At 71.1% G+C, this 16208-nt stretch carries 15 protein-coding genes; 7 read left to right on the top strand and 8 right to left on the bottom strand.

The window, feature by feature from the left end; all coding sequences use genetic code 11:
• The first annotated feature begins 19 nt into the window (after nt 1-19).
• The 4 genes from ACF09E_RS24510 to cseC are packed head-to-tail and all read left to right on the top strand — an operon-like array spanning nt 20 to nt 3449.
• Nucleotides 20-592, top strand: a complete 573-nt coding sequence (locus ACF09E_RS24510) for a SigE family RNA polymerase sigma factor (RefSeq protein WP_361858215.1) — start codon at nt 20-22, stop codon at nt 590-592.
• Nucleotides 580-1341, top strand: a complete 762-nt coding sequence (locus ACF09E_RS24505; protein WP_392207029.1) for a hypothetical protein — start codon at nt 580-582, stop codon at nt 1339-1341. The genes ACF09E_RS24510 and ACF09E_RS24505 overlap by 13 nt, the downstream gene beginning before the upstream one ends.
• Nucleotides 1342-1383: 42 nt before the next feature.
• Nucleotides 1384-2088: a two-component system response regulator CseB gene (gene cseB, locus ACF09E_RS24500; RefSeq protein WP_392207027.1), complete on the top strand. Its 705-nt coding sequence runs from the start codon at nt 1384-1386 to the stop codon at nt 2086-2088.
• Nucleotides 2089-2132: 44 nt separating this feature from the next.
• Nucleotides 2133-3449 carry a two-component system sensor histidine kinase CseC gene (gene cseC, locus ACF09E_RS24495; RefSeq protein ID WP_392207025.1) on the top strand — a complete coding sequence of 439 codons (1317 nt, stop codon included), beginning with the start codon at nt 2133-2135 and terminating at the stop codon, nt 3447-3449.
• A 123-nt stretch (nt 3450-3572) separates the two neighbouring features.
• On the opposite strand, the gene ACF09E_RS24490 is transcribed toward cseC, so the two are convergent.
• Nucleotides 3573-5156: an MDR family MFS transporter gene (locus tag ACF09E_RS24490; RefSeq protein ID WP_392207023.1), complete on the bottom strand. Its 1584-nt coding sequence runs from the start codon at nt 5154-5156 to the stop codon at nt 3573-3575.
• Between the two features lie 101 nt (nt 5157-5257).
• On the opposite strand from ACF09E_RS24490, the gene ACF09E_RS24485 reads away from it, so the two are divergent.
• Nucleotides 5258-5815, top strand: a complete 558-nt coding sequence (locus ACF09E_RS24485; protein ID WP_361858119.1) for a helix-turn-helix domain-containing protein — start codon at nt 5258-5260, stop codon at nt 5813-5815.
• 16 nt (nt 5816-5831) lie between these two features.
• Here the strand turns inward: ACF09E_RS24485 and ACF09E_RS24480 are convergent, their stop codons facing one another.
• On the bottom strand, nt 5832-6536 hold the full coding sequence (locus ACF09E_RS24480; RefSeq protein WP_392207021.1) for a M23 family metallopeptidase: 705 nt from the start codon (nt 6534-6536) through the stop codon (nt 5832-5834).
• Nucleotides 6537-7010: 474 nt separating this feature from the next.
• Between ACF09E_RS24480 and ACF09E_RS24475 the strand changes: the two genes are divergently transcribed.
• Entirely contained in the window at nt 7011-10037 is a 3027-nt protein-coding gene (locus ACF09E_RS24475) for an NACHT domain-containing protein (RefSeq protein WP_392207019.1), read from the top strand.
• 85 nt (nt 10038-10122) lie between these two features.
• On the opposite strand, the gene ACF09E_RS24470 is transcribed toward ACF09E_RS24475, so the two are convergent.
• The gene (locus tag ACF09E_RS24470) at nt 10123-12645 is read right to left on the bottom strand and encodes an ATP-dependent Clp protease ATP-binding subunit (RefSeq protein ID WP_388801337.1); all 2523 of its coding nucleotides are present in this window, start codon (nt 12643-12645) and stop codon (nt 10123-10125) included.
• 495 nt (nt 12646-13140) lie between these two features.
• Between ACF09E_RS24470 and ACF09E_RS24465 the strand changes: the two genes are divergently transcribed.
• Nucleotides 13141-13731 (top strand): SCO3374 family protein, encoded by a 591-nt coding sequence (locus ACF09E_RS24465; protein WP_392207017.1) that lies wholly within the window; start codon nt 13141-13143, stop codon nt 13729-13731.
• Here ACF09E_RS24465 and ACF09E_RS24460 read toward each other — a convergent pair.
• From ACF09E_RS24460 to ACF09E_RS24440, 5 genes are all read right to left on the bottom strand, one after another.
• On the bottom strand, nt 13710-14045 hold the full coding sequence (locus ACF09E_RS24460; RefSeq protein WP_030324199.1) for an Lsr2 family protein: 336 nt from the start codon (nt 14043-14045) through the stop codon (nt 13710-13712). The genes ACF09E_RS24465 and ACF09E_RS24460 overlap by 22 nt on opposite strands.
• A 186-nt stretch (nt 14046-14231) precedes the next feature.
• Complete coding sequence (locus ACF09E_RS24455) at nt 14232-14777, bottom strand: amino-acid N-acetyltransferase (protein ID WP_361858104.1); 546 nt, start codon at nt 14775-14777, stop codon at nt 14232-14234.
• Nucleotides 14778-14806: 29 nt separating this feature from the next.
• Complete coding sequence (locus ACF09E_RS24450) at nt 14807-15238, bottom strand: BlaI/MecI/CopY family transcriptional regulator (RefSeq protein WP_392207014.1); 432 nt, start codon at nt 15236-15238, stop codon at nt 14807-14809.
• 121 nt (nt 15239-15359) lie between these two features.
• On the bottom strand, nt 15360-15533 hold the full coding sequence (locus ACF09E_RS24445; protein ID WP_198955885.1) for a hypothetical protein: 174 nt from the start codon (nt 15531-15533) through the stop codon (nt 15360-15362).
• Nucleotides 15534-15547: 14 nt separating this feature from the next.
• Nucleotides 15548-16120 carry a hypothetical protein gene (locus ACF09E_RS24440; protein WP_392207106.1) on the bottom strand — a complete coding sequence of 191 codons (573 nt, stop codon included), beginning with the start codon at nt 16118-16120 and terminating at the stop codon, nt 15548-15550.
• Nucleotides 16121-16208 lie beyond the last annotated feature (88 nt).

Genomic DNA, 16208 nt, shown 5'->3' with positions numbered 1-16208 from the left:
GGGTTCGGAGGCGGTTCGGATGAGGCATGGCGAGGTGCTCGACTTCGAGGAGTACGTACGCACGCGGCAGGACGCGCTGCTGCGCAGTGCGCGTCGTCTCGTGGCCGACCCCGTCGACGCCCAGGACCTCCTGCAGACGGCCCTCGCCCGCACGTTCGGCCGCTGGGACGGCATCGCCGACAAGTCCCTGGCCGACGCCTACCTCCGCCGGGTCATGATCAACACCCGGACCGAGTGGTGGCGCTCCCGCAAGCTCGAAGAGGTCCCCACCGAGCAGCTGCCCGACGCCTCCGTCGAGGACCCGACCGAGCAGCACGCCGACCGGGCCCTCCTCATGGACATCCTGAAGGTCCTCGCCCCCAAGCAGCGCAGCGTCGTCGTCCTGCGGCACTGGGAGCAGATGAGCACCGAGGAGACGGCGGCGGCGCTCGGCATGTCGACCGGTACCGTGAAGTCGACACTCCACCGGGCGCTCGCCCGGCTCCGCCAGGAGCTGGAGAGCCGTGATCTGGACGCCCGCGCCCTGGGCCGGACCGGAGAGCGGACGACCGTACGAGGCGACGAACGGGGGCGGGAGCGGTGCGCGGCCTAGACGGCGAAGCCGACGGCAGAAGACACGACGGCGACGGCGGCATCGACAGCGGTGGCGGCTCCGGCGGCGACGACCGGTACGGAACCGGCCGGCGCCGCCGGCGCCGTACCGCCAAGGCGGCGAGCATCACGGCGGCGGCCGGGCTCGTCGCCGTCGGGCTGTCCATGGCCGCCTGCTCCACCGGCGGAACGGGCTCCCGGGACGAGGGGGCGGCCTCCACCAAGGACCTGGCCGCCGCCGCGCCCACCCCGTCGCCCTCGGCCGACGGCGAGCAGCGGTCCGCCGAGCGGGTGGATCCGATCAAGCTGCTGAAGGCCGACCCGAAGATCGGGGAGCGGTTCAAGGCCGATCTCAAGCCCTGCGTCGCCGACGCGTACCCGGTGGACGCCTCGTACGGGAACCTGACGAACGCGTCCGCGCCGGACGTCGTCGTCAACGTCATGACCTGCGGTGACGCCGTCGGCATCGGCACGTACGTCTACCGGCGGCAGAGCGGCGCCTACGAGAACGTGTTCATGGCGGAGGACGCCGCCGTCTACGCCACGATCGACCGCGGCGACCTCGTCGTCACCAAGCAGGTGTACGCGAAGGGCGACCCGGTCGCGTACCCCTCGGGCGAGGACGTGATCACGTACCGCTGGTCGGGGAACAGGTTCACCCAGCACGACTGGGTGCACAACGACTACAGCCGGGCCGTGGGCGACGGCGAGGTGACCGACCCCGCGCCGAGCGCGCCCCCCGCCGACTGAGCCGTACGCCCCCCACCCGCTGAGATCGTAAGGACACGCACGATGGCCGAAACCCATGTCCTGTTCGTCGAGGACGACGACGTCATCCGCGAGGCCACCCAGCTCGCCCTGGAGCGGGACGGCTTCCGGGTCACGGCCATGCCCGACGGACTCTCCGGACTGGACGCCTTCCGCGCGCAGCGGCCGGACATCGCCCTGCTCGACGTGATGCTGCCGGGCATGGACGGGGTCAGCCTCTGCCGCCGCATCCGCGACGAGTCGACCGTTCCGGTGATCATGCTGTCCGCGCGCGCCGACTCGATCGACGTCGTCCTCGGTCTGGAGGCCGGCGCCGACGACTACGTGACCAAGCCCTTCGACGGGGCCGTGCTCATGGCCCGGATCCGCGCCGTCCTGCGCCGCTTCGGGCACGCGGGCGGCCTCGGTCCCGGCGAGCACGAGGAGGACGGGGCGGACGGCGGCGGGCTGCTCGCCTTCGGCGACCTGGAGGTCGACACCGACGGCATGGAGGTCCGCAGGGGCGGGACGCCGGTCGCGCTGACGCCGACCGAGATGCGGCTGCTCCTGGAGTTCTCGTCGGCGCCGGGCACCGTCCTGTCCCGGGACAAGCTCCTGGAGCGGGTCTGGGACTACGGCTGGGGCGGCGACACCCGGGTCGTGGACGTCCACGTCCAGCGGCTGCGGGCCAAGATCGGCCAGGACCGGATCGAGACGGTCCGCGGCTTCGGCTACAAGCTCAAGAGCTAGGACGGCATGACCCACACGACACCCCCCGAGACGGGCGGGTCCCGGTGAGGCCGTTCCCCCTCCGCACCGGCGTCCGCTGGAAGATCGCCGTCGCGATCGCGGCCGTCGGCGCACTGATCGCGATCACCCTGAGCGTCGTCGTGCACAACGCCGCCCGCATCTCGATGCTCGACAACGCCCGCGAGGTGCAGATGGAGCGGCTGCTCTTCGCCCAGCGGCTGTACGAGACGTCGAAGCCTAAGGAGCCCCGCTTCGGCACGAAGATCAACGACCCGGCGCTGCCCGGCCAGCTGGACCAGCTGATGCGGGACAAGCGCCGCGGCACGTACGTACAGGAGCACCGGCACGGCGGGCCGCCCGACGTGTGGGCGGCGGTGCCGCTCGCCAACGGCGACGTGCTCTCGCTGCACATCCCGTTCGCCGACCGCAGCGCGACGATCATGAACGATCTGGACCGCGCCCTCGTCGTCGGCTCGGTCTCGGTGGTCTTCGGCGGCTGCGCCCTCGGCGTGCTCATCGGCGGCCAGCTCTCGCGGCGGCTGCGGAAGGCCGCCGTCGCGGCCGGCCGGGTCGCCCAGGGGAACACGGACGTGCGGGTCAGGGAGGCCGTCGGCGGGGTCGTACGGGACGAGACCGACGACCTGGCGTGGGCGGTCGACGCCCTGACCGACGCCCTCAACGAGCGGATCGAGGCCGAACGCCGGGTCACCGCGGACATCGCGCACGAGCTGCGCACCCCGGTGACCGGGCTGCTCACGGCGGCCGAGCTGCTGCCGCCGGGGCGGCCGACCGAGCTCGTGCGGGACCGGGCCCAGGCGATGCGGACGCTGGTCGAGGACGTCCTGGAGGTCGCCCGGCTCGACAGCGCGTCGGAGCGGGCGGAGCTGCAGGAGATCGCTCTCGGCGAGTTCGTGGAGCGGCGGGTGCGGGCGCTGGACCCGGAGGTCGTCGTCCGGGTCGTCCACGACTCCTGGGTGAACACCGACCCGCGGCGTCTGGAGCGCGTCCTCGGCAACCTCCTCGCCAACGCCGCCAAGCACGGCAGGCCGCCGGTGGAGGTCACCGTCGAGGGCCGCGTCGTACGGGTCCGGGACCACGGCCCCGGCTTTCCGGGGGCGCTGCTCCGGGAGGGGCCGAGCCGGTTCCGCACGGGGACGAGCGACCGGGCGGGCCAGGGCCACGGGCTGGGCCTGACCATCGCGTCGGGCCAGGCGCGGGTCCTCGGCGCCCGGCTGACCTTCCGGAACGTGGCGTCCGAGGCCTCGCCGAACGGGGTGGGCGGGGCCATCGCGGTGCTGTGGCTGCCGGATCACGCGCCGACGAACACGGGCAGCTTCCCGATCCTGCGGCCGGCGGACTGAGGGACGGCCGGAGCGGTCGGCCGCCGGCGGTCGTGCGCGGGCGAAGGTGTGGACGTGCGGAGGTGGGGCCGGTCCCGACTCGGGACCGGCCCCACCTCCGTACGCGCGTGTCCTCCCCGAGGGTCAGACCTTCTCGGCGACCTTCACCGTGCCGTCGTCCCCGGCGGCCGTCGGGGACGCGGCGGGGCCGGCGCCGCGGAGCGCCACCTCCTTGACGAAGAAGGCGAGGACCAGACCGAGGACGGAGACCGCGGAGGCGACCAGGAAGGCGCCGTGCGTGCCCGTCGCGACCGCGTGCTGGTAGGCCCCGCGGAGCGCCTCCGGCAGCTTGGCCAGGCTGGCCGCGTCGAGCTGGGCCGTCCGCTCGGTGAGGCCGGACCCGCCGCGCGCCGCCATCTCGTCCTGGACGCGGCTCGTGAAGAGCGCGCCCATGATCGCGACGCCGAAGGAGGAGCCGAGCGTCCGGAAGAGGGTGGTGGAGGACGAGGCGACGCCCATGTCCTTCATCTCCACGCTGTTCTGGGCGACCAGCATGGTGATCTGCATCAGGAAGCCCATGCCGGCGCCGAGGACCGCCATGTGGACGCCGGAGACCAGCCGCGAGGTGTCGGTGTCCATCGTGGAGAGCAGGAAGAGACCGACCGTCATGAGCGCGCCGCCCACGATCGGGAAGATCTTGTACTTGCCGGTGCTGGTGGTGAACCGTCCGACGACCAGAGAGACGACCATCATCGACAGCAGCATCGGCAGGAGCAGCAGACCGGAGTTGGTGGCCGAGGCGCCCTGGACGGACTGCTGGAAGATCGGCAGGTAGAGGACCGCGCCGAACATCACGAAGCCGGTGATGAAGCCGATCAGGGACATCAGGGTGAAGTTGCGGCTGCGGAAGATGTGCAGCGGCATGATCGGGTCGCTCGCGCGGGTCTCCACGTAGAGGAACGCGGCGAGGGCGAGCGCTCCGCCGACGGCGAGGCCGACGATGGTGGCCGAACCCCAGGCGTACTCGGTGCCGCCCCAGGTGGTGACCAGGACGATCGCGGTGATGCCGAGCGTCAGCAGCCCGGCGCCGAGGAAGTCGATCCGGGTGCCCGTGGCGCGCTGCTTCTTCGGCAGGTGCAGGACGGTGGTGACCATGGCGAGGGCGACGGCGCCGAGCGGCAGGTTGATGTAGAAGGACCAGCGCCAGCCCCAGTGGTCGGTGATGGTGCCGCCGACCAGCGGTCCGCCGATCATGGCGAGGGCCATCACGCCGGCCATCATGCCCTGGTACTTGCCGCGCTCGCGGGGCGGGATGAGGTCGCCGATGATCGCCATGACGCCGACCATGAGGCCGCCGGCTCCGAGGCCCTGGATGCTCCGGAAGCCGATCAGCTGACCCATGTCCTGGGCCATGCCGCTCAGCGCCGAGCCGATCAGGAAGATCACGATCGAGGTGAGGAAGACGCCCTTGCGGCCGAACATGTCGCCGAGCTTGCCCCAGAGGGGGGTCGAGGCGGCGGTGGCCAGGGTGTAGGCGGTGACGACCCAGGAGAGGTGCTCCAGGCCGCCGAGCTCGCCGACGATGGTCGGCATCGCGGTGCCGATGATCATGTTGTCCAGCATCGCGAGGAGCATCGCGATCATCAGGGCGAGCAGGACGACGCGGACGCTGCGTGGCTGCGGTTCCGTCTCCCCCTGTGCCGGTGTCGCTGTGGCTTGCGTCGTCATGTTCTTCCCTTACTTGCCGCCCGGCTAGTTACTACACTGGGGACGGTAGACCTGTAACTTGCCGGTCGTCAAGTAAGTTCTTTGGAAAGTGGAGGGCAGTCATGGCCCGAGGCAACACCCGCCAGCGCATCCAGGACGTCGCCCTCGACCTCTTCGCGGAGCAGGGCTACGAGAAGACCTCACTGCGCGAGATCGCGGAACGCCTCGACGTCACCAAGGCGGCGCTCTACTACCACTTCAAGACGAAGGAGGACATCCTCGTCGGGATCTTCGAGGACCTGACCCGGCCCATGGACGACCTGATCGCCTGGGCCGAGGAGCAGCCCCGGACCCTGGAGACCCGGCAGGAGGTGCTGCGCCGCTACCAGGTGGCGCTGCGCGCGGCGGCCCCGCTCTTCCGCTTCATGCAGGAGAACCAGGCGACGGTCCGCGAGCTGAGCGTCGGCCTGACGTTCAAGGAGCGGATGCTCGCGCTGACCGGGCTGATCCAGGAGCCGGACTTCCCGATGGTGGACCAGGTGCGCTGCGTCAGCGCGATCTTCACCCTGCACGCGGGCACGTTCTTCATGCAGAACATCGAGGGCGACCCCGAGGAGAAGCACAGGGCCACCCTCGAGGTCGCCCTCGATCTGCTCAACCAGGCCCACCGGGCCTCGTGATGCCGGTTCGTACGGCTCAGATGGAGACGCCGTGGGACCGCAGGAAGGAGGCCGGGTTCACGGCGGAGCCGTAGTTCGGGGTCGTACGGATCTCGAAGTGCAGGTGGGGGCCGGAGGAGTTGCCGGTGTTGCCCGAGAGGGCGATCTGCTGGCCGACGAGGACCTTCTGGCCGATGTGCACCTTGATCTTCGACAGGTGGGCGTACTGCGAGTACGTGCCGTTGGCGTGCTTGACGACGATCGCGTTGCCGTACGCGGGGCCGTCGCCGCCGCCGTTCGGGCCGGCCTTCACGACGGTGCCGGAGCCGGCGACCTTGACGGGGGTGCCGACCGGAACGGCGAAGTCCTGGCCGGAGTGCTTGTGGGCCCACATGGCGCCGCCCTGGTTGTAGCTGGCGCTCAGCGTGTACCCGGAGACGGGCTTGACCCAGGCGGCGGCCTTCTTGGCGGCGACCGGCTTCACGGTCACGGCCTTCTTCGCGGCCGCGGCCTTCGTGGCGACGGCCTTCGCGGCAGCGGCCTTCACCTGGGCGGCGGCGTGCGCCTGGACGTCGGCCTGCTTGGCGACGGCGGCGGACGCGGTGACCGCGACCGGGGCGGCGGCGGCCTTGCCCTCGGCGGCGAAGGCGGACCCGGCTCCGGTCACCATCGTCGCTCCCAGGCCGGCGGCGGCGAGAGCGACGACGGTGACACGGGCGGCGGGGTTCATGCGCTTCGACATACGGGGGAAACCTCCGGGAAGTACGGGACCCGACGCGAACGGTGCGCTGCGTCGGGCTTGCTCATCCTTGGTAACCCGGACCCCGAGCCATCCCAAAACACCCCATCTACGACATCGGCTCGTAGCGATCTCCCGGGAAGTTCAGCTCTTGACGGCCCCGCGGGCCACCTTCGAAATCGGACATAACGGCACAAGAGAACCGGTTTATCCGCATGTCACGGACCGCCGAACCGAGCAGAACGCCGTCTGCCGTCCGGTTCGGGACCCTCGGGGACCAAGGTCCCGCCGGTTCTCTCCCGATCGTCCCGAATCGGCACCAATGGTCAGCACTATTCCGGTTAGTACCCCTCGAAACCCCTGTGCGCCTTGTCACCAGCCGCGGGCCGCCGATGGGATCTGGGTCACGCGGCCCAGCCGTGCGGAGGGCCGTCCCGCACTACGCTGACCGCTTCGGGGAACCACGGGGGGACACACATGGAACCGGCACTCATCGGCACACGGCTCGCCTCGGCCGCGATCGGCCCGATCCTGAAGAAACTGCTGGTCAGCGAGGGTCCGGGGGCAGGACTCACGGGCCGCTCGGAGAAGGTCAGGCTCTCCTCCCTGGTCTCCTTCCGCGGCGAGAGGCGCACGCTGACCGAGAAGGACGTCCGGAAGCTGGCGGACACGCTGGTCCGCCGGTCCGCGGAGGGGCCCGGCGAGCGCCCCTTCCCCGCCGACGAGACCGAGGCCGTCACCGACGCCCTCGCCGCCACCCTCCTCGCCCTCGGCGACCTCGACATGGACGACGTCCAGGCCGTCCGGCTCGGCCACACCGCCCTCGCCCGCCGCCTGCGCGCCGCCGCCCCGGCCCCGGACGGCCTGTCGGCGGACTCGGTCCGCTACCTGGAGTCGCTGACGGAGTGGGCCTGCCTCCACATCCTGGAGTTCTTCACCCAGCGCTCCACGTTCATCGCCCGCACCCTGGTGGAGCAGTCCCGCGGGCAGGGCGAACTCATCGCCAAGATGGACGAGGTCATCCGCCGGGTGCCCCGGGCGGACGGCCGGGACGCCGAGTTCGAGCGGCGCTACCTGACCCACCTGGCGAAGAAGCACGGCCGGCTGACCATCTACGGGGTGGACCTGCGGGACGCACCGGAGAAGTGGCCGCTGGACGTGGCGTACCTGTCGCTGGAGGCGACGGGGGGCCCGGGGCGGACGGGCATGGGCATGGCGGCGGCAGGGGCCGAGACCGCGAGCGCCGGAGCACACGCCTTCGGTGTCTCCTCCGTCGGCGCCCTGTCCGCCGACCCCACCGCGCCCTACCGCCGGGGCGATCCGGTGGACGGCCGCGCCGACCGGATCCTCGCCCACCACGACAGGGTCCTCCTGCGCGGCGCGGCCGGCTCGGGCAAGACCACGCTCATCCAGTGGCTGGCGGTGTCGGCCACCCGTGAGGACCCCGCGGACGACATGGCGTACCTCCGCGGCCGGATCCCCTTCGTCCTCCCCCTGCGCGCCCTCACCCGCCACGGCGAGCGCCTCCCCGCCCCCGACCGCTTCCTCTCCGCCGCCGGCTGCCCGCTCTCCCCACCCGACGGCTGGACCGACCGCGTCCTCACCGCCGGGCGCGGCCTGGTCCTCGTCGACGGCATCGACGAGATCCCCGAGGCCGAACGCGACCGCGCGCGCCGCTGGCTCCGCGACCTGCTCGACGTCTACGACGGCAACCGCTGGCTCGTGACCTCCCGGCCCACCGCCGTGCGCGACGACTGGCTCGCGGCCGACGGCTTCGCCGAACTCACCCTCGCCCCCATGTCCGCCGCCGAGGTCACCACGTTCGTCCAGCGCTGGCACCGGGCCGCCGGGCCGGCCGCGGCGCCGTACGAGCAGCCGCTCCTCGACGCCCTGCGCACGACGGCGGACGTCGCCCGGCTCGCCACCAGCCCCCTGATGTGCGGGCTGATCTGCGCCCTGCACCACGGGAGGCGCGGCTTCCTGCCCCGCGGCCGCAAGGCGCTGTACGAGGCGGCCCTCGCGATGCTGCTGTCGCGCCGGGACCGGGAGCGGGACATGGGGACCCCGTACGGCGTCGAGCTGGGCGACGCGCCCCAGATCCAGCTGATCCAGCGCCTCGCCTACTGGCTGACCCTCAACGGCCGCACCACGATGGACCGCGCGCACGCGGAGTCGGTCGTACGGGAGGCGGTGCCGGCGATCACCGAGGCGGCCGGGTACGACCCCGGCGCGGTCTTCACCCACCTCCTCCACCGCAGCGGTCTGCTGCGCGAGCCGACCGCGGACACGGTCGACTTCGTCCACCGCACCTTCCAGGACTACCTGGCGGCCAAGGCCCTCGTGGACCGCTGGGACATCGGCGTCCTCGTCCGGCACGCGGCGGACGACCAGTGGGAGGACGTCATCCGCATGGCCGTCGGGCACGCCCGCCCGCGCGAGTGCGCGGAGATCTTCGACGAGCTGCTGAAGGCGGCGGAGGCGGCGCCCGACCGCCGCATCCGGCTCCGCGTCCTGGTGGTGGCGGCGACGGCGCTCGACCACGCGACGGAGGTGGCACCGGAGATCAGGGAACGGATCCTGGCCCTCACCGCGGAGGAGATCCCGCCGCGCGGCTCGGAGGAGGCGCGCGAGCTGGCCTCGGCAGGCCGGGCCGTCCTGGACCTGCTGCCAGGGCCGGAGGGCCTCACCCACGAGCAGGCACTGGACGTGGTGATCACCGCGACGCACGTAGCCCACGACGCGACGCTGCCCTACCTCGCCCGCTTCACCGACCACCCCGACCTGGCGGTCCGCTCACAGCTGATGTGGGGCTGGTCCCGCTTCCCGAGCGCGCCGTACGCGGAGGAGATCATCGCGCGGCTCGACCCCCGGCTCCTCGACTTCACGCTCGTCTCCGACGCGCAGGCCTCGGAGATCGTCCGCCTCGGACTGCGCCCGATCAGCCTCGACCTGCGGCCGGGCCTCTCCCCCGACGGCATGGCGGTGCTGCGCGAGGTGATCGCCGGGGCCCGGAGCCTGCAGATCTCGGGGTCCCTCACCCGGCACCTGGGGCCGGCCGCCGCCGAGAGCCTGCTGGAGTCCCTCGTGGTGATCGGACACCCCCGAGGGGGACTGGCCGGGCTCCGCCCTCTCACGCGTCTCCGCGCGCTGGAGCTCTACGGCGAGACGACGGTGGACGAGGCGGACTGGGGCGTCCTGGCCTCCCTGCCGGAGCTGTCGTTCCTCTCGCTGCACGCGCAGACCCTGGCGGGCCTCCCCGCGGGCCTGCGGCTGCCGCGGACGGAGGTGCTCCATGTGCACTGCGGCGAGGAGCCGACCCCGCTCGGCCTCGTCGCGCGGGCCTTCCCGGGCCTGAGCGCGCTGCGGCTGGTGGGAGCCGGTGACGAGGGACCCCACGACCTCACGCCGCTGGCCCCCCTGACGGGGCTCCGCGCCGTCGTGGGCACCCTCAGCCGCTTCACCGGCACCGAGGCTCTCTCCCCCGACGTGGAGATCCGCGGCTGAACCACCGGGCATACGAAAGGGGCGGCCCCGGAACCGTTCAGGTTCCGGGGCCGCCCCTTGGCGCTACCGCTCAGTCGCGGGACGCCTACGCGTCCTTGGACAGGTTCGGGCCCGTGCCGCCCGTCGCCTCGATCGGCGGGGCGTCCGGCAGAGCCGTCTTCTCCTCGCCGCGGAAGGTGAAGGTGCGCTCGTCACCCTCGCCCTCCGTGTCCACGACCACGATGTGACCGGGACGCAGCTCGCCGAAGAGGATCTTCTCCGACAGCGAGTCCTCGATCTCGCGCTGGATCGTCCGGCGCAGCGGCCGGGCGCCCATCACGGGGTCGTAGCCCTTCTTGGCGAGCAGCTCCTTCGCGGACTGGGAGAGCTCGATGCCCATGTCCCGGTCCTTGAGGCGCTCGTCGACGCGGCTGATCATCAGGTCGACGATCTGGAGGATGTCCTCCTGCGTCAGCTGCGGGAAGACGATGATGTCGTCCACACGGTTGAGGAACTCCGGGCGGAAGTGCTGCTTCAGCTCGTCGCTGACCTTGGCCTTCATCCGCTCGTAGTTGGACTTCGTGTCGCCCTGGGCGGCGAAGCCCAGGTTGAAGCCCTTCGAGATGTCCCTGGTCCCGAGGTTGGTCGTCATGATGATGACCGTGTTCTTGAAGTCCACGACCCGGCCCTGGGAGTCGGTCAGGCGACCGTCCTCCAGGATCTGGAGAAGGGAATTGAAGATATCGGGGTGGGCCTTCTCGACCTCGTCGAAGAGGACGACGGAGAACGGCTTGCGGCGCACCTTCTCGGTGAGCTGGCCGCCCTCTTCGTAGCCGACGTATCCGGGCGGCGAACCGAAGAGGCGGGAAACCGTGTGCTTCTCGCTGAACTCCGACATGTCGAGGGAGATCATCGCGTCCTCGTCGCCGAAGAGGAATTCGGCGAGCGCCTTCGAAAGCTCGGTCTTACCGACACCGGACGGACCGGCGAAGATGAACGAGCCACCGGGACGCTTCGGGTCCTTCAGACCGGCACGCGTACGGCGGATGGCCCGCGAGAGGCCGATGACGGCGTCCTTCTGCCCGATGACGCGCTTGTGGAGCTCGTCCTCCATGCGGAGCAGGCGGCTGGACTCCTCCTCGGTCAGCTTGAAGACCGGGATGCCCGTGGCGGTCGCGAGGACCTCGGCGATCAGATCGCCGTCGACCTCGGCCACGACGTCCATGTCGCCGGCCTTCCACTCCTTCTCGCGCTTGGCCTTCGCGGCGAGGAGCTGCTTCTCCTTGTCGCGGAGCGAGGCGGCCTTCTCGAAGTCCTGCGAGTCGATCGCGGACTCCTTGTCGCGGCGGACGCCGGCGATCTTCTCGTCGAACTCGCGGAGGTCCGGCGGCGCGGTCATCCGGCGGATGCGCATCCGGGAGCCGGCCTCGTCGATCAGGTCGATCGCCTTGTCCGGGAGGAAGCGGTCCGAGATGTACCGGTCGGCCAGGGTCGCGGCCTGGACGAGGGCCTCGTCGGTGATGGAGACCCGGTGGTGCGCCTCGTACCGGTCGCGCAGACCCTTGAGGATCTCGATGGTGTGCGGCAGCGACGGCTCGGCGACCTGGATGGGCTGGAAGCGGCGCTCCAGGGCCGCGTCCTTCTCCAGGTACTTCCGGTACTCGTCCAGCGTGGTCGCACCGATGGTCTGGAGCTCACCGCGGGCCAGCATCGGCTTGAGGATGCTGGCGGCGTCGATCGCGCCCTCGGCGGCACCCGCACCCACGAGGGTGTGGAGCTCGTCGATGAACAGGATGATGTCGCCGCGGGTGCGGATCTCCTTGAGGACCTTCTTCAGGCGCTCCTCGAAGTCACCGCGGTAGCGGGAGCCGGCGACCAGCGCGCCGAGGTCGAGGGTGTAGAGGTGCTTGTCCTTGAGGGTCTCGGGCACCTCGCCCTTGACGATGGCCTGCGCCAGGCCCTCGACGACGGCGGTCTTGCCGACGCCGGGCTCGCCGATGAGCACCGGGTTGTTCTTGGTGCGGCGGGACAGCACCTGCATGACCCGCTCGATCTCCTTCTCGCGCCCGATGACCGGGTCGAGCTTGGATTCGCGGGCGGCCTGGGTGAGGTTGCGCCCGAACTGGTCGAGCACCAGGGACGTCGAGGGGGTGCCCTCGGCAGGACCGCCGGCCGTGGCGGCTTCCTTGCCCTGGTAGCCGGAGAGCAGCTGGATGACCTGCTGCCGCACCCGGTTGAGGTCGGCGCCCAGCTTCACGAGGACCTGGGCGGCGACGCCCTCGCCCTCGCGGATCAGGCCGAGCAGGATGTGCTCGGTGCCGATGTAGTTGTGGCCGAGCTGGAGGGCCTCGCGGAGCGAGAGCTCCAGGACCTTCTTGGCACGAGGGGTGAAGGGGATGTGCCCGGACGGGGCCTGCTGGCCCTGACCGATGATCTCCTCCACCTGCTGGCGGACCGCCTCGAGCGAAATCCCGAGGCTCTCCAGGGCCTTAGCGGCGACACCCTCACCCTCGTGGATAAGGCCCAGAAGGATGTGCTCGGTGCCGATGTAGTTGTGGTTGAGCATCCGGGCTTCTTCCTGAGCCAGGACGACAACCCGCCGCGCGCGGTCGGTGAACCTCTCGAACATCGTTAATCGCTCCTCAGAGCGGTCAGTCAGTTAGGGGTCGATCCCCTCCCTGTCCTTCCGCAGCTTAGTCCCGCAAGCGGGGACCGCTCATTCCAACTGCCGACATCCGTCCGGATCACCCCCTCTTCCGCGGGGAGACCTGCTGCCGAACAGCCGACAAATGCTCCAACCCGATGGTGCGAGACGATGTTCCCGCAGGCCAAGTAGTTACCTGCGCCTTCACTACGCCGATGGCGAACGTGAGACGCCGTGGCCCGCGAGTCGCCCCTCTCCACTAGGAATGTCTTACCCGTAAGGACGGACACTCCATGCGGCGCCCCCCGGTTCCCTCCGCTACCAGCGAACACCCTTGCGCGGCCGAATGCACTCGTACGCCCCATCTCGGACACCGTGCGTGCCCGGAACGCGACGCAGGGTCATCGTGGACCGGGATCCGGACGCCCGTCGCATCCGCCCCGGCCGTAACCGATGCGTCCCCGGAGGAGTTCCCCGGGCATGCCCCTCACCGTGCCGCTCCCCCGTACGCCGCTCGATGACGGTGTCGCCCGGTGGTACGAGGACGGGCTCGGCTGGGCGACGGTGCCCGGGCCGCCGGTGCGGCTGGTCACGGGAGTGCGCTTCGACGTCCTGGAGCTGCCCGCCGCAGCCGGCCGCGGTGTACTGCGCAGGGTGGGTCCGGCGACCGGTCCGGTGGCCCTGCTGGGGCGCCGGATGCTGCTGCTGGTGGCCGCGGGGAGCGCGGAGGAGGTGCCCGGCCTGCTCGACTGGCTCGAGTGGGGCGGGATCGCGCTGGACCTCGCCGTACTGGGCACCGACGGCCGGATGACCGCGCCCCTTCCCCCGGGGCGGGGCGGATCCGGCGCGCCGGGCGCCGCCGTGTGGCTGCGGGCCCCGGCACCGGGCCACGAGGTCGAGTCCTCGCTGCCGGCGCTGCGGTCCGCGCCGTGGGGCGAGGGGGCCGCCCCGTGCCTGGTGCGTCTCGTGGCCGCCGCGGCCGCGGAGTGCCACCGGGCGCGGCTGCTGAGTGCCCGGACCGGGGGCCCGGCGGCTCAGCAGCTGACGCCTCAGCGGTTCGCGTCCTCGTAAGCGGCCTTGATGTCGGCGGGAACGCGACCGCGGTCGTTCACGTTCATGCCGTTCTCCTTGGCCCACGCGCGGATCTTCGCGGTGTCCTGGCTGCCCGTCGCCACGGCGCGGCCCTTGCCGCGTCCGCCGGTGGTGCGGCCACCGGTACGACGTCCGCTCGTGGTGTACGGCTCGAGCAGGCCACGGAGCTTTTCCGCGTTGGCGGTGGTGAGGTCGATCTCGTAGGTCTTGCCGTCCAGCGCGAACGTCACGGTCTCGTCCGCCTCGACGCCGTCGAGGTCGTCGACAAGAAGGACCTGAACCTTCTGTGCCACCGGATTTCCTTTCATCGAAAATGCAGTACGCGGAAAGGAAACCGCTTTTCCCGGAAAAACACAAACCCCTGGGAGAGGTTCAGAACCCCGGCACCGCGGGAAACGTGCGCGATTCGGACATAGGGTTCCGCCGGGGTTCCGTCCGGCGTTCCGCGGGGTTCCGCCCGGCGTTCCGCCGGTTCCGGCTCACAGGTGCAGAAGCATCCGGCTGTTGCCCAAGGTGTTCGGCTTCACTCGTTCGAGACCGAGGAACTCGGCGACTCCCTCGTCATAGGAACGGAGGAGCTCGCTGTAGACATCTCCGTCCACCGGGGTCTCACCGATCTCGACGAAGCCGTGCTTCGCGAAGAAGTCGACTTCGAAGGTCAGGCAGAATACCCGCCGCACCCCGAGCCATCGGGCCGTGTGCAACAACTTGTCCAGCACCTGATGTCCTACGCCGGCGCCCTTGAAGTCGGGATCGACGGCGAGAGTGCGGACTTCCGCGAGGTCTTCCCACATCACGTGGAGAGCGCCGCAGCCGACGACCTCGGCGTCCTCGTCGCGTTCCGCCACCCAGAACTCCTGGATGGACTCGTAAAGGGTGACGGTCGCCTTGTCGAGCAGGATCCCGCGCCGGACGAAGGGGTCGACGAGACGGCGGACCGCGGCGACATCTCCGGTACGGGCCCTGCGGACGGTGACGGCTTTGGCGGAGGCCGCGGAGGCGGCCGGGGAAGCGGACGGCGACATGGGGGGACGCTATCGCCCCGGCGCCGCGGTTATCGCTCCTGGCCCCCGGTTTCGCCGGGGCCCTCCTCGGGCGGCGCGGGAGCGGGCGCGGGCAGCGGGTTGTCGCGCTGGACGATGCGGATGGCGTCGTTCAGCGCCTCGCGCTGGTTCGGCGACATCATCCCGAAGAAGGCGACGAGCGCGGCGGCGGGGTTGTCGCTCTGGGCCCAGCCCTCGTTCATCAGCGCGGCCGCGTATGCGGCGCGGGTGGAGACCGCCGTATATCGATAGGCACGGCCTTCGACTTCTCTGCGGACCCAGCCCTTCTGATGGAGATTGTCCATGACGGTCATGACGGTGGTGTAGGCGATGGACCGTTCCTGCTGAAGGTCCTCCAGAACTTCCCGGACGGTCACCGGGCGGTTCCATTGCCAGACGCGCGTCATGACGGCGTCTTCCAGCTCTCCCAAAGGACGGGGCACAACGTCATTTTAGTGCGCAAAGCGGCGACAACAGGTCATTGACCGAAGGAAAACCAACAAAAAGGACGTACGACCTCGAAGGGTCGTACGTCCCGGGTGCCGCGGTGGTCCGTGCGGGCGGTCAGTCCTTGTCCGAGGACTGACGGACGGCCTCGGCGCGGGCGATCGCGGCGTCCACGATCGCGTCCTCCTTGGCCTTGTTCGGGCCGCCCTGGCTCTTGATGATGATGGCCACGATGCCGAAGAAGAACACGGCCATCACGACGGGGGGCACGAGCGCGGATACGTAGTCCATGGCGACCAGACTAGCTATCCGGCGACACGCTCCTCCGGCGGGGGCGGCGGAACGGGCCTCCGGCGCGGCGGGAAGACCTCGGACGGCTTGGGCACCGGGCGCTCGGTCGGCACCGGCGGCCGCGGCTTGGGCTCGTCGGCCGCCGCGCGCCCGCCGGGGAGGGCGAGCAGCCGGGCCCGGGGGGCGGCGGCCGCGGGGGTGGCGGTGGCCTGGGAGACCCGGGCCAGGCGCGCGCGCACCGAGCGCTCGGCGAGGATCTGGCAGCGGGCCAGCAGCGCGGCGGCGGCGGGATTGCGGCGCAGCGCGCGCAGGGCGGCGAGGTCGTCGGCCGCGGGGTCGTACCCGGCGGCGAGGGCGTCCTGGAGGAGCTCCAGGTAGCCGCTGAGCGAACCGGGCAGCGCCTCGCGGTACCGGGCCAGGTCGTCGAAGAGGAAGGCGCGCAGCCGGCCGGCCTCGCGCACCGCCTCGTCCACGGATTCGGCCAGGCGCAGCGCGTCCCGGACGTCCTCGTCCTGGAGGGGGGCGGGGTGGAGGGCGACGGCGAGGGCACGGCGGAGCACACGCAGCTCGTCCGCGCTGAACGCCATGCCGCCGCGGGATCCGTATGGCGTGGGCATGGGCCGACGATACGCGCTAATCGGACAATTTCCTCTTAGCGATCATTCCGGCGCGCCG

This window comes from Streptomyces sp. NPDC014891, from assembly GCF_043081085.1.
Lineage (GTDB): Bacteria > Actinomycetota > Actinomycetes > Streptomycetales > Streptomycetaceae > Streptomyces.
This window is presented reverse-complemented; position numbering and strand designations above follow the sequence as displayed.